Source organism: Pseudomonas sp. R2-60-08W (assembly GCF_003852335.1).
In the GTDB taxonomy this organism is placed as follows: domain Bacteria; phylum Pseudomonadota; class Gammaproteobacteria; order Pseudomonadales; family Pseudomonadaceae; genus Aquipseudomonas.
In genome coordinates this window covers 2,493,201-2,505,452 of the sequence record NZ_CP027731.1, presented here as the reverse complement: position 1 = coordinate 2,505,452, position 12,252 = coordinate 2,493,201, and the positions used below count along the sequence as shown (strand labels likewise).

Below are 12,252 nucleotides of genomic sequence, written 5' to 3'. Positions count from 1 at the left end.
AGCTTGCTCCCGCTGGAGGGCGAAGCCCTCCCCTACAGGGGTAACGCTCAGCTCAGTCCGGTTTGGCATATTCCGGATAATCGACATACCCCGCCTCAGTCCCGCCATACAGCCCTTCAGCCTTCAACGCATTCAACGGCCAGTCATTGAAAATCCTTTGCGGCAGGTCCGGGTTGGCAATGAACGGGCGCCCGAATGCAATCAGGTCCGCCAGCCCTGCCTGTACCAGTTGCGCGCCGCGCTCAGCGGTGTAGCGGCCGGCGTAAATGATGCGCCCGCTGAAGGTGCTGCGCACGGCCTGGCGGAAGCTGTGCGGTAGGACGGGGGCGTTATCCCAGTCGGCTTCGGCAATGGAGACGTAGGCGATACCCGACTGCTCCAGCACTTTGATCGCTTCGATGTAGGTGTGGTGCGGGTCTTCTTCCACCAGGCCGATGTACACGCGATCTTGGTCGGTGCCGCTGAACAAAGGCGAAAAGCGCACGCCCACACGTTCCGGACCCACTACGCGGCAGACGGCTTCGACGATCTCGCGCAGAAAGCGCAGACGGTTGTCCAGTGAGCCGCCGTATTCATCCTCACGCTGGTTCGAATGGGCCGAGATGAACTGGTTGACCAGGTAGCCGTTGGCCGCATGAATCTCCACCCCGTCGAAGCCTGAGTCCAACGCATTGCGCGCCGCCTGTGCGTAGTGGCCGACCAGTTCCTCGATCTCCAGCACCGTCAGAGCACGGGGTACCGGGGGCTGTTTCAGCTCGCCGACACCCGGCGCGGTTTCGATAAATGCCTTCGCTTGCACGGCCTGGATCGCCGACGGTGCGACCGGCGCGGCGCCCTCGGGTTGCAAGGCGTTATGGGACACGCGGCCCACATGCCACAACTGGGCGAAGATCACCCCGCCCTCGGCATGCACCGCCTCGGTGACCTTGCGCCAGCCGTCGATCTGCGCTGGCGTGTAGATCCCCGGCGTCCACGCGTAACCCTGGCCACGCGGCTCGATCTGGGTGCCCTCGCTGACCATGAAACCGGCGCTGGCGCGCTGACGGTAGTAGCGGGCCATCAAGTCGGTGGCGATATCGCCGGGTTGGGCACTGCGCTGACGCGTCAGGGGCGGCAACACGATGCGGTTGTTCAAGGTGTGATGTCCCAGTTTTACCGGGGTGTTCAATGGATGAGCCATGGGATATTCCAAATTCAGGACGAGCGAAAACACTGGCGACTCTCGCGAGCCGCCAACGCATCAATCGGTTATTTAAATTAAGCGGTGAGTTTGAGCAGCGCCTTGGCCACTTCGCTGGAGCTGCCGGGGTTCTGACCCGTCACCAGCAAGCCATCGACGATCACGAAAGACTGCCAATCAGCGCCCTTCTCATAGTTGCCACCCAGCTTCTTGAATTCATCTTCAATCAGGAAGGGCACCACCTCGGTCAATCCCACCGCCGCCTCTTCGGAGTTGGAGAACCCGGTGACGCGACGGCCCTTGATCAAGGGTTCGCCGTTGACCGCCTTGACGTGACGCAAGGCGCCCGGTGCATGGCAGACAAACCCGACAGGCTTGCCGGCACGCTCGAACGATTCGATCAGCGCGATGGACACCGGCGACTCGGCCAGGTCCCACAGCGGGCCGTGGCCACCTGGGTAGAACACGGTGTCGAAGTCATCGGCGTTGACCGAGTCCAGTTTCACCGTGGTGGCCAAGGCCTGTTGCGCGGCCGGGTCGGCGGCGAAGCGTCGGGTTTGGTCGGTCTGGAAGTCCGGCTGATCGCTGACCGGGTCCAGCGGCGGCTGACCACCGGCGGGCGATGCCAGCACGACGTCGGCACCGGCGTCCTTGAACGCGTAATAGGGAGCGGCAAACTCTTCGAGCCAGAAGCCGGTCTTGCGGCCGGTATCGCCAAGCTGGTCGTGAGAGGTCAGTACCATTAATACTTTCATTTTCCAGTGCCTCGATCGTTGTGATTAACAGGGTTTTCGGGGTGGCCCAACAACTGTCGGGTAAGCCCCAGCGCCTCATCGAACGGCGCGGTGGTACGGGTAATCTTGCCCATGACGCTGGTTCCCAGCCACAACGCATACAGGCGTCGCGCCAGGCTTTCGGGAGGTTGCCCGATCATCAACGAGCCGTCTTGCACACCGTGCTGCAGCGCCAGGGCGAGCAGCTCAATGGTGCGTGAAGTGCCGCGCTGCAACGCCAGGCGCATCGGCTCTGAAAGGTCAGACACTTCGGCGCCGAGTTTGACGGCCAGGCATTTGCCGGCATCGGTGCAGCCGGTGTGGTTGTCGATCCAGGCCTGCCAGTAGCGCATCAGCTTGGCGTACGCAGACAGGTCCGCCTGGCTGAACAACTGCTGCATGCCGAGCACGTAGTTGTCGAAATACGTATCGAGCAACACCACACCGAAGGCGTCCTTGGAGCTGAAGTAGTGATAGAACGAACCCTTGGGCACGTCGGCGGCTTGAAGTATTTCGTTCAACCCCACCGCAGAAAATCCCTTGGCGCCCACAATCGCTTGCGCACTTTCAAGAATGGTCTGCCGTGCACTTTTGGTTTCGCTGTTCATGCTTGGCCCCTGCCGATTAGACCAGTCGTCTAGTTCGTTGGAGGAATGTTAGGGCCGTAGGCGCAGGCTCACAATGTCATATGCGCAAGGATTCCGGCCATCGGCCAAAGGCAGTTGCCGTTTACCTGGCACGCGCCGACAATCGCCTCTCCCGCGCCCCTTGGAGAATGCCGATGCACAGCGTTGCGTTGATGGTTTACCCGAATTTCCAGTCCTTGAGCCTCAGCCTGGGCTCGGTGTTCGAGTGCGCCAACCTGCTGCGGGGCGAGCCGGCCTATGAGTTTCACCTGGTGTCGGAAAGCGGCGGCGCAGTCATGACTTCCCAGGGTTTTTCGGTTAACACCGCGCCGATCCGGCCGCAGGGTTACGACACCCTGATCGTCAGCGGCTACCTGGAGTTTCGCCTGCCGGAGGCCAATCTGCTGGAGATGGTCAAGGCCGCCTCCGCGCAATCGCGCCGCGTGGCCTCTCTGTGCATGGGTATTTTCGTGCTGGCCGAAGCCGGGTTGCTCGAAGGCAAGCGCACCACCACCCACTGGATCCACGCGCCGGCGTTTCGCAAGCGCTACCCGCATATCCATCTGGAAGAAGACAAGTTATTCGTGGTCGATGGCCAGGTGTGGACCGGCGCCGGCATGAGCGCCGGGGTCGACCTGGCGCTGGCCATGGTCGAGAACGACCTGGGCAGCGACCTGGCCCGGCGCATTGCGCGCAAGCTGGTGATCGCACAACGGCGCGGCAGTGAACAGTCGCAACTGTCGGCCCTGCTGGAACTGGACCCCAAGCCCGACCGCGTACAACTGGCCCTGGCCTACGCCCGCGAAAACCTCACCCACGACCTGTCGGTGGAAGCCCTGGCCGAGGTCGCCCGTCTCAGCCCGCGCCAGTTCAGCCGGGTATTTCGCGAAGAAACCGGGCAAACGCCGGCCAAGGCCATTGAGGCGCTGCGCGTGGAGGCGGCGCGAGCGATGATGGAAACCAGTCGCCACCCGGTCGAAGTGGTGGCCCGCGAGACCGGCTTTGGAGATCGCGAGCGTATGCGCCAGGCGTTCCTGCGAGCCTTCGGGCAACCGCCGCAGGCGATGCAGCAGGTGTTGTTCAGCCCCGCCCAGGCCCATGGCCGCTCAATGCAGTGAAGCGTGGGTCACCAGGTAGCTGATCAAGTGCGGTTCATCCTCGAGTTCGAGGGTTTGCACCGGGCGCGGCAGGTTATCCAACACCGTGCGCCAGAACGCCTGGGAGACTTCGTCCTGGTCATAAAACCGCACCAGCCAATTGGCCTCGCCGCTGCACAGCACTTGGGTGGCGATGGCGCGGCCGATGCCTTTGCGGCGGTAGCGCTTGAGGATGAACAGGTCGGCCAGCTCCAGGGCATCGATGCCTGGCAGTTCGCTGCCTTCGATCAGCAGGAAGCCGGCCACATAGCCGTCGACCAATAACAGATTGGCGCTCCACTGCGGGTCTTGCCAATAGCGGGCCAGGTGCTCGTCGTGGATGTAGAAACGGCCATCGGCCTCGACATCTTCCTGTTCCCAATCCGAAGACTCATAGGCGTAGTACTGGTAGAGGTTGCGGATCAGCTCGGCGTGTTCAGGGCCGGTCTGGATCAATTCGACAGTGGTTTCAGGCATGGGGCTCTCGGTGGAAAAACGCAGGGCGCCATTGTTCACAAATCGGCTGGCAAGGCCAATACATTGCCCAACCTTTCTATTGGCTGAACCGATTGCAAATAGCCCTGGCCCCTGGCCGAAATCCAGAAACATTTAGAATAAACTTCGCCGGCTATCCCTTTTTTCAAGGACACGTATTTTGACTAACGTCTGCTCCGCCGGCCTGGATGTGGGGTTTGCCTCCCTGGATTACCTGCAGATTTTTATCCTGGGGGTGATCCAGGGCATTACCGAATTGCTGCCGGTGTCGTCTACCGCGCACATGCGCGTGGTGCCTGCACTGCTTGGCTGGCAAGACCCTGGCTCGGCGTTTTCCGCAGCGATGCAGTTGGCGGCGCTGGCGGCGGTGGTGAGTTACTTCTGGCGCGATGTGCAGCAAGTGACCACGGGCAGCATCAGTGCCGTGCGCCGGGGCGACTACAACGACCGCTGGTTCAAGCTGGCGGTGGCGATTGTGCTGGCGACCATCCCGATCTGCATCGCCGGCCTGGCGCTGTCGTCAACCTTGAATACCTGCAACTCGCCGCTGCGCGGGCTGATGGTGATCGGTATTGCCTGTGTGGTGATGGCGATATTACTGGCGGCAGCCGAACTGCGCGCCCGTCACACCCGCGAGGTGAGCGAAATGCGCTTGCGTGATGCGTTGATCGTCGGCATCGCCCAGATCGGCGCGTTGATTCCCGGGGTCTCGCGCTCGGGCTCGACCTTGACCGCCGCGCTGTTCCTGAATTTCAAACGCGAAGAAGCGGCACGCTTTTCATTCCTGCTGGGCCTGCCCGCCATCGCCCTCGCCGGCCTGAAAGAACTGTGGGTGCTGCTGCACGCCGACCTGCCCGCCCACGCCTGGCCGCACTTGCTCTTCGGCCTGGTGGTGGCAAGCATTTCGGCGTTTTTCGCGATCTGGGGCCTGATGAAGTTTCTGGAACGCTTCTCCACCTGGCCGTTCGTGATCTACCGCGCGCTGCTGGGGGTGTTTTTGATTGGGGCGGTCAGCACCGGGCTGCTGAGTTGATCGTCCAGGCACTGCTTCCATAGGTTGCGAACCAGGGTTTTCATGGTGAGCGCCTCAGCCCAGCGATCACTGAGCTCACGGCCATCCGCGCCGGTGATCGCATAGGGCGGCGGGCCGAGTTCGCAGGTGAAGGACAGGCTTTGGGGGGTGTCCGGGCGGGCCAGCCAGTCCTCAATTCCGTAGCGCCACCAGCCGAGAAAGCGCTCGAGCCAGGGTTGATGTTGCGCAAAATCCAGCGCGACCTGCACCTGTTCACTGCTGGCTACGCGCCCATGAAAGCCCCAGCTATGGCGCAGAATCGTGCGTATCTGTTCATCGTCGGCGGCGGCGCCGAGTTCGGGCAATTCGCGCCCGACCACGTAGTGGGACAGGTCTGCCAGCAGTTTCAGGTCAGGCATGTGCGCCAGCAGGTCGAGGGTGAACAGCAAGTCACTGGTCAGGCGATAACGGTGGGTTTCCAGCAGGATCGGGAAAGCCACCTGCTCGGCCAGGCGCTGCCAGCCGTCGATCAACCGGCCCGCCTCGGCCTGGGTACGCGGGCGCACGTCAGCTTGCAGGGTAAGGTGATGACAGCCGTAGCGGCTGATCACCTCCAGTGCCCGCGCCAGGTCATCCACCGATTGCGGAAACAGTTGGCCTTCGATCTGCAAACCCCGTGCGTCGGCGGCCGCGTGCAGACGTGCGACCTCGGCGGCCTTCCAGTAGTGATCGGTGACGCCATCGAAACCGGCGGCGGCGATGCGATCCAGTTGCGCCTCGAGCGGGCCGGGTTCGGTGTGCATCGCCCACAGCGATTGGAATACCAGAAATTCGCGCATGTCAGCCCCGCAGCCAGTGTTTGAGAGAGATCGCCGGATCAGCCAGGCCCACCGACGGCAACGGCACATGGGCGATGATCAGGCGCTCGCACAGCTTGATGTCCTTGGCCACGCTGTTGCCCGGCGCCCAGCCGCAGGCGCCTTGCAGATACCCATCGGCATCGAGGTAGAACAGCAGCAAACCGCCGTGGGGCAAGATGCGGCTGACCACCCTCGGCGTCATCACGCCGACCGTCTGCAAGCCCCAGTCATAGTGGTCGGACCAGAAACCCGGCACGGCGTCAAAGGGCAATGCCCGGCCCAGCAGGTTCAACGCGGCGTGCCGACCTTGGGCCTCGGCATTGCGCCAGGTTTCCTGACGCTGATAGAGGCCGCCAAGCCGGAACTCGCAGATGTCTCCCGCTGCGTAGATATTCGCCGCGCTGGTACGCAAGTGCGCGTCAACGCGAATGCCCTGCCCTACCTCCAGCCCGGCCGCTACGGCCAGTTCGATATTGGGTTGCATGCCGATGCCGACCACCACTAGGTCACAGGGCAGCGTCTGCCCATCCACCAGTTGCACGGCGTCGGCCTGGATGGATGCCACGGCGACGTTCAAGCGCACGTCCACACCCTGCTCGCGGTGCAGATCCAGCAGTGCTGCACTGATGATCGCTGGCAATACCCTGCCCGCCAGGCGCGGCCCGGCTTCGAGCACCGTCACCGCGCAGCCCAGGCCACGCGCGGTCGCCGCCACTTCCAGGCCGATAAACCCACCGCCGACGATCACCAGCCGGGTGCCGGGGCGCAACTGGGCGCGCAGGGCCAGCGCTTCATCGTGGGTGCGCAGGTAAAGCACATTGGCCTGGGCCTCAGGCAGACGCCGCGCACGGCCGCCAGTGGCGAGTAGCACGCCGGCATAGTCCAGCCAGCGGCCATCGGCCAGTTGCAGCCGATGCTGCTGCGGCGCCAGCTGGCTGACCGCATTGCCCGCGATATGCTCGATATCCAGCTCGGTCAGCCGCGCGCTGTCGCACAGGCTACACCCGGCCAGGTCCTGGCTGCCTTGCAACAGGGCCTTGGACAGCGGGGGTCGTTCGTAGGGCACGTGCGGTTCGTCGCCGATCAGGATCAGCCGACCGTCGTAACCCTCCTCGCGCAGGGTCAACGCCGCACGGCCACCGGCATGGCCGGCGCCGACGATAATCAGGGGCGCGCTCATCATCACGCCGTGACAGCGAGCAACACTCGCCCCGCTTCAACCCGTACCGGGTAGGTCTTCAGGTTGACACAGACCGGCGCGCCCAGGGCCTTGCCGGAGCGGTAATCGAAACGCCCGTTGTGCTTGGGGCATTCGATCACATGGTCCATGACCAGGCCGTCGGCCAGGTGGATTTTCTCGTGGGTGCACAGGCCGGCGGTGGCGAAAAACTCATTGTCGGCGGAGCGGAACACCGCATAGGTGTGTGCCCCGTGGTCGAAGCGCAACACGTCTTCTTCGTCGATTTCGCCCACGGCGCAGACGTCGATCCATTGATCGTTCATGATTTTTCTCCAGGTGAATAACGTTCCTGGTGGCGAGCGAGCTTGCTCGCGCTGGGCTGCGAAGCGGCCCCAGGATCGCGATTGAGGGTTATCTGAAAGACCGCGTCAGGTTTATTGGGGCTGCTGCGCAGCCCAGCGCGAGCAAGCTCGCTCGCCACTATGGGTGGGGCGCTGGACGAAATAGGTCGGGTCGCTGCGCTGTTTCCAAAGGGTTGGCAGGATTTCCTGGTAGGCCTCGAACAGATTGGCGTACGGCGGTGGGCAGTCGCGACGGATTTCTTCGTGCAGCTGTTCGAGCGCGTGGTACGGCACCATCGGGTACATGTGGTGCTCGAGGTGGTAGTTCATGTCCATGTAGATAAAGCGCAGCACGCGGTTCATGTAAATGGTGCGGCAGTTGCTGCGGTGGTCGAGCACATCTTCGGCCAGGCCCACGTGCTGGGTGAGGCCGAACAGGTAACCGAGCCAGGCGCCATAGAGACTCGGCAGCCCAACCAGCATCAGCGGCAACCAGCTGTGCAGGTACAAGGCGGTGCCGATGATCAACGCGTAAATGCCCACCCAGATGCGCGCGGCGCGAAACACTTTGGGCCATTCGGATTCGGGGATGAAGTCCTGCTCCTGGGCACTCATACGGCCGATGGCATGGCGGGCCACGCCACTGAAGGTCTTCCAGGCCAGGGGCAGATTGAACAGGCTCAGAAACATCATCCAGAAGCTTGGCGGGCGCGGCTCGACGATCTCCGGGTCGCGGCCGACGACGATGGTGTCGGTGTGGTGCCGGGCATGGCTCCAGCGCCACACATGGGGTTCGAACAGGCACATGAAGCACGCCACCGGGTACAGCGCGTCATTCATCCAGCGGGTCTTGAACGCCGTGCCATGCCCGGTTTCGTGCCAGCGCGGGTTGGAGGCGGTGCCGTAGAGCACGCCATAGGCGAGGAAGAACGGCACACAGGCCCAGGAGCCCCAGAACCAGTAGCCGCCAAAGCCTGTGACGAACAACGCGGTGAACCAGATGGCCGTATCGACCAGGGCCGGGCCGTCACGGCGCTGCATCAGTTCCTTCATGCGTTTGCGCGGTATCGGCGATTGGTACCAACGGGCCGAGACCAGGCCTTTTTCGGCGGCGCGGGCGGCTTCGGGGCCGGTCAGGCTGTAGTCGCGCCGGGCGCAGTGAGCGGTGTGTTCAGGCATTGTTATTGTTCTCCGCAAGCGTGGGGTTTCAGGGGCTTTGCGAGACCAACCATAGAGCGCGGCCAAATCAGCCTCAAGGGCTTGAATCCATTCCCTATCAAGCTATCATCCAGGCCCAGCGGGGCTTGATAGTTTTCTATCAAGACGCTCAAGGGGCTCGCCATGAATACCCATAAACGCCCGACCATCGCCACGGTTGCCGCCCACGCGGGCCTCAGTGTGGCCACCGTCGACCGTGTATTGAACGCTCGCGCACCGGTCAATCCGGACACCGCCGAACAGGTGTTCCAGGCTGCCGAAGCGGTCGGTTATTTCGCCGCGCGACTGATCGGCCAGCGTATTCGCGAACGGCGTCCGACCTACCGTTTCGGCATTCTCCTGCTTGGTACCGCCCAGGCGTTCTATGCCAACCTGGCCCAGTCGATCAGCGCGGCGGCGCAGCAGCACGCCAGCGCCAACCTGAGCTGCCAGTTCGAGTACATCGTTGACCGCACACCCAGCGCCATCGTCGCGCAGATCGAGCAACTGGCCGTGCAGTGCGACGCGCTGGCGGTGGTCAGCTTCGCCCACCCGTTGATCAATGCGTGCCTGGCGCAGATCCGCGCAGCCGGGGTGCCGGTGGTGGCGCTGCTCTCGGACATCCACGAACGCGCGGCCGAACCTTATGTGGGCCAGGATAATCACGTCGTCGGCCGCACCATGGGCTGGCTGTTGGCGCGTACCTGCGGTGCGCGTAAAGGCAGCGTGGGCATCTTGCTGGGGGGCCACCGTTTTCTCGGCCACCAGGCGCGGGTCGAAGGCTTGCACAGCTACCTGGCCGAACACGCACCGGGGCTCAAACCCTTGGAACCCCTGATCAATCTGGACAACTGCGACATCACCGAAGAAGCCACCCTCGACCTGCTCAGCCGCCACGCCGACTTGCGCGGGCTGTGCGTGGTGGGCGGCGGCGGTGACGGCGTGATCAACGCCCTGGCGCAACTGCCCAAGCGCCCGGCGTTGTGCTGCATTTTGCAGGAGTCCACCGAGTTGTCGCGCCAGGCGTTGAGCCGAGGATTGATCGATGTGGTGATGGATTCGCAGCCGCAGCAGACGGCGGTGGCGCTGGTAGACTTGCTGGTGGCGCTGCAGAGCGACGAGGCGTTCGATCCGGCGCGGCATCGGGTGCATATTGCGCCGCACATTGTCACCTCGGAAAACATGGGCACCTGAAGAGGGGGCTTGCCCTGATGCCAGTCAGTCAGAGCTTTTTGTAGGAGCGAGGCGGGCGGCTAGCCCTTGCTCGCGAAAAATTCAGGCCCCCCGCGTTTATCCAGAATAAACGCGTTGCCTGGGCGTTTTTCGCGAGCAAGCTCGCTCCTACAGAGGGCGGCGTGCGCTTCATCGCCCTCCCGCATCGGTAACCGTTCACCGGCCGCGAAAATCCCCGGCATTCAACCCGAACCGATTCATCTTGTTGTACAGCCCGCCCCGGGACACGTTCAACTGCCGGGCAGCCAGGCGGATATTGCCGCCAGTGTCCGTCAGCGCAGTGACGATAGCGTGCATTTCATGGCTGCTCAGGTCTAGCGTAGGTGGCGCGGCATATGGGCTGGCCGGGGCGCGCGGCCTGGCCTCCAAGGGTAAATCGCCAGGCTCGATCCACTCGCCCATCGCCAGGTTGGTCGCCCGCTCAATCGCGTTTTCCAGCTCGCGCACGTTGCCCGGCCAGCCATGGGCCGACAGCAACGCCAGCGCATCCGGCGAGAATCCTTGCAGCGATTTGCGCAACGAACGCGCGCAACGCTGCAGGAAATGCCGCGCCAGTAAGGGAATATCGTCACGGCGCATACGCAGGGGCGGCACGGTGATATTCAGCACGTTGAGGCGGTAGTAAAGGTCTTCGCGGAACGCCCCCTCGGCCACCGCCTGGCTGAGATTGCGGTGGGTCGCCGCAATGATGCGCACATCCACTGGCCGTGAGGTCTTCGCGCCCACGCGGGTCACCTCGCCTTCCTGCAACACGCGCAACAGGCTGACTTGGGCGTCGAAGGCCATGTCGCCGATCTCATCGAGGAAAATAGTCCCGCCATCGGCCAGTTCAAACTTGCCCGCCGAACCGCCGCGTGCCGAGCCGGTGAAGGCGCCTTCGGTATGGCCGAACAATTCACTTTGCACCAGGTCCCGTGGGATCGCGCCGCAGTTGACTGCGACGAAGGGGCCAGTGCAACGCTCGCTGGCGTTATGAATGGCCTGGGCAAATAACTCTTTGCCGGTGCCGCTTTCGCCGAGGATCAAGGTGGTGGAATCACTGCGACTGGCGATGCGTCCCAGGTGCAGCGCGTCCTGGATCGCGCGCGAGGTGCCCTGGATGGTTTCAAAGGTGTAGCGGGCCTGGGTGCCGACAATGCGCCGGGTGATTTCGCGGATGCGGCGGTTTTCACGCACCGACACGATCACCCCACCCTGCTCCAGCGGGCACACCGAGACCAGGCAGGCGAGCTGGCTGCGGTCGTGCAAGTGAAAGGTGCAGTCCAGATCGCGCAGGTTTTCGCCGCCGCGCAGCAGCATGGCGTCGCTCAGCTCGCTGCGAGCGAGCCGATTGAAGGGGCTGCCGAGCAGCTCCAGGCCCACGTTGAACAGTTGCCGCGCGTAGCGATTGATCGCCTTGATGCACCCGCGTTCATCCAGCACCACCAAGCCTTCGTTAAGCACTTCAAGCACGGTTTGCTGCTCTTGCAGCAACGCTTGCAGCGCCATCTGCCGCGACACGGCCTCGGCGGCCGCCTGGACGGTGCCCAGGGTATGGAAGTGAAACCAGCCGGGCTCGGCCGTCAGCGTCAGCATGGCCAGGGTCTGGCCCTGGGCATTCTTTATCGGCGCGGCGGCGCAGTGCATGCGGCGTTGACGCAGGCCGACGGCGAAGTTTTCTTCGGCCAGCACATACACCAGATGATCTTCGGCCAGCGCCAGGCCGGTGCAGTTGGTGCCCTGCACCGATTCGAGCAGGCGACTGCCCACGGGGGTGATGTCCAACCCACAGAAATACAAAGTGGTGCCGTCAGCGTCGGTAAGGTTGATATGACCGCGCGGGTTGTACGCCAGTAATCCGTGCATGACTTGCGCGGCGGCGACGATCAGCACGCGGTGGCTGGCCAGGGTGGCCGCCAGTGTGTCGGCGGCGACGAAACGGTAAGCGTTGTCTGCCGGATCGATGCCGGCCTCGACGCTGCGCCGCCAGGAATCCCAGATCGTCTGACGCACCTCGGGCGGGCGCTGCAGCTGGCCGCTCAGGCAGGCCTGCCACGCCTGCTCCAAGGCTGCAACCGGGCCGTCATTCAGCGCCGCGGGGCCCAGCGCCGTCAGGTAATCGAGGTCTTGCGCACTGATCGCCATGCTCATAAGCGGTGTCCATGTTCATGTTTTCAACATGTCAGCATAGACATGTCATTTAAATGAACACTATTTTTTTGGTGTTTATTTATAACCGT

At 63.2% G+C, this 12,252-nt stretch carries 12 protein-coding genes; 3 read left to right on the top strand and 9 right to left on the bottom strand.

Annotated features, from left to right (window positions below; translation table 11 throughout):
* Positions 1–52: 52 nt before the first annotated feature.
* The 3 genes from C4J90_RS11490 to C4J90_RS11480 all read right to left on the bottom strand — a co-directional run bounded on the left by C4J90_RS11490 (position 53) and on the right by C4J90_RS11480 (position 2,561).
* Positions 53–1,180, bottom strand: a complete 1,128-nt coding sequence (locus tag C4J90_RS11490) for an alkene reductase (RefSeq protein ID WP_124419801.1) — start codon at positions 1,178–1,180, stop codon at positions 53–55.
* Positions 1,181–1,257: 77 nt separating this feature from the next.
* Positions 1,258–1,935: a type 1 glutamine amidotransferase domain-containing protein gene (locus C4J90_RS11485; RefSeq protein WP_124419800.1), complete on the bottom strand. Its 678-nt coding sequence runs from the start codon at positions 1,933–1,935 to the stop codon at positions 1,258–1,260.
* Complete coding sequence (locus tag C4J90_RS11480; protein WP_124419799.1) at positions 1,932–2,561, bottom strand: TetR/AcrR family transcriptional regulator; 630 nt, start codon at positions 2,559–2,561, stop codon at positions 1,932–1,934. The genes C4J90_RS11485 and C4J90_RS11480 overlap by 4 nt, the downstream gene beginning before the upstream one ends.
* Positions 2,562–2,734: 173 nt before the next feature.
* Between C4J90_RS11480 and C4J90_RS11475 the strand changes: the two genes are divergently transcribed.
* On the top strand, positions 2,735–3,697 hold the full coding sequence (locus C4J90_RS11475; RefSeq protein ID WP_124419798.1) for a GlxA family transcriptional regulator: 963 nt from the start codon (positions 2,735–2,737) through the stop codon (positions 3,695–3,697).
* Here C4J90_RS11475 and C4J90_RS11470 read toward each other — a convergent pair.
* The gene (locus tag C4J90_RS11470; RefSeq protein WP_124366732.1) at positions 3,686–4,192 is read right to left on the bottom strand and encodes a GNAT family N-acetyltransferase; all 507 of its coding nucleotides are present in this window, start codon (positions 4,190–4,192) and stop codon (positions 3,686–3,688) included. The genes C4J90_RS11475 and C4J90_RS11470 overlap by 12 nt on opposite strands.
* A 178-nt stretch (positions 4,193–4,370) precedes the next feature.
* Between C4J90_RS11470 and C4J90_RS11465 the strand changes: the two genes are divergently transcribed.
* Complete coding sequence (locus C4J90_RS11465) at positions 4,371–5,243, top strand: undecaprenyl-diphosphate phosphatase (protein WP_124362489.1); 873 nt, start codon at positions 4,371–4,373, stop codon at positions 5,241–5,243.
* On the opposite strand, the gene C4J90_RS11460 is transcribed toward C4J90_RS11465, so the two are convergent.
* From C4J90_RS11460 to C4J90_RS11445, 4 genes are all read right to left on the bottom strand, one after another.
* Positions 5,183–6,061 carry a TIM barrel protein gene (locus C4J90_RS11460; RefSeq protein WP_124419797.1) on the bottom strand — a complete coding sequence of 293 codons (879 nt, stop codon included), beginning with the start codon at positions 6,059–6,061 and terminating at the stop codon, positions 5,183–5,185. The two genes, C4J90_RS11465 and C4J90_RS11460, sit on opposite strands and share 61 nt — an antisense overlap.
* Before the next feature lies 1 nt (position 6,062).
* Positions 6,063–7,262 carry an NAD(P)/FAD-dependent oxidoreductase gene (locus C4J90_RS11455; RefSeq protein WP_124419796.1) on the bottom strand — a complete coding sequence of 400 codons (1,200 nt, stop codon included), beginning with the start codon at positions 7,260–7,262 and terminating at the stop codon, positions 6,063–6,065.
* Positions 7,263–7,264: 2 nt separating this feature from the next.
* Positions 7,265–7,585: a MocE family 2Fe-2S type ferredoxin gene (locus C4J90_RS11450; protein ID WP_053128781.1), complete on the bottom strand. Its 321-nt coding sequence runs from the start codon at positions 7,583–7,585 to the stop codon at positions 7,265–7,267.
* A 111-nt stretch (positions 7,586–7,696) separates the two neighbouring features.
* The gene (locus tag C4J90_RS11445; protein ID WP_124419795.1) at positions 7,697–8,782 is read right to left on the bottom strand and encodes a fatty acid desaturase family protein; all 1,086 of its coding nucleotides are present in this window, start codon (positions 8,780–8,782) and stop codon (positions 7,697–7,699) included.
* A 162-nt stretch (positions 8,783–8,944) separates the two neighbouring features.
* On the opposite strand from C4J90_RS11445, the gene C4J90_RS11440 reads away from it, so the two are divergent.
* Positions 8,945–9,994: a LacI family DNA-binding transcriptional regulator gene (locus tag C4J90_RS11440; protein WP_124419794.1), complete on the top strand. Its 1,050-nt coding sequence runs from the start codon at positions 8,945–8,947 to the stop codon at positions 9,992–9,994.
* A 195-nt stretch (positions 9,995–10,189) separates the two neighbouring features.
* Here C4J90_RS11440 and C4J90_RS11435 read toward each other — a convergent pair whose 3' ends face one another.
* Positions 10,190–12,163, bottom strand: coding sequence for a sigma-54-dependent Fis family transcriptional regulator (locus C4J90_RS11435; protein ID WP_124419793.1), 1,974 nt, complete (start codon positions 12,161–12,163; stop codon positions 10,190–10,192).
* Between the last annotated feature and the right edge of the window lie 89 nt (positions 12,164–12,252).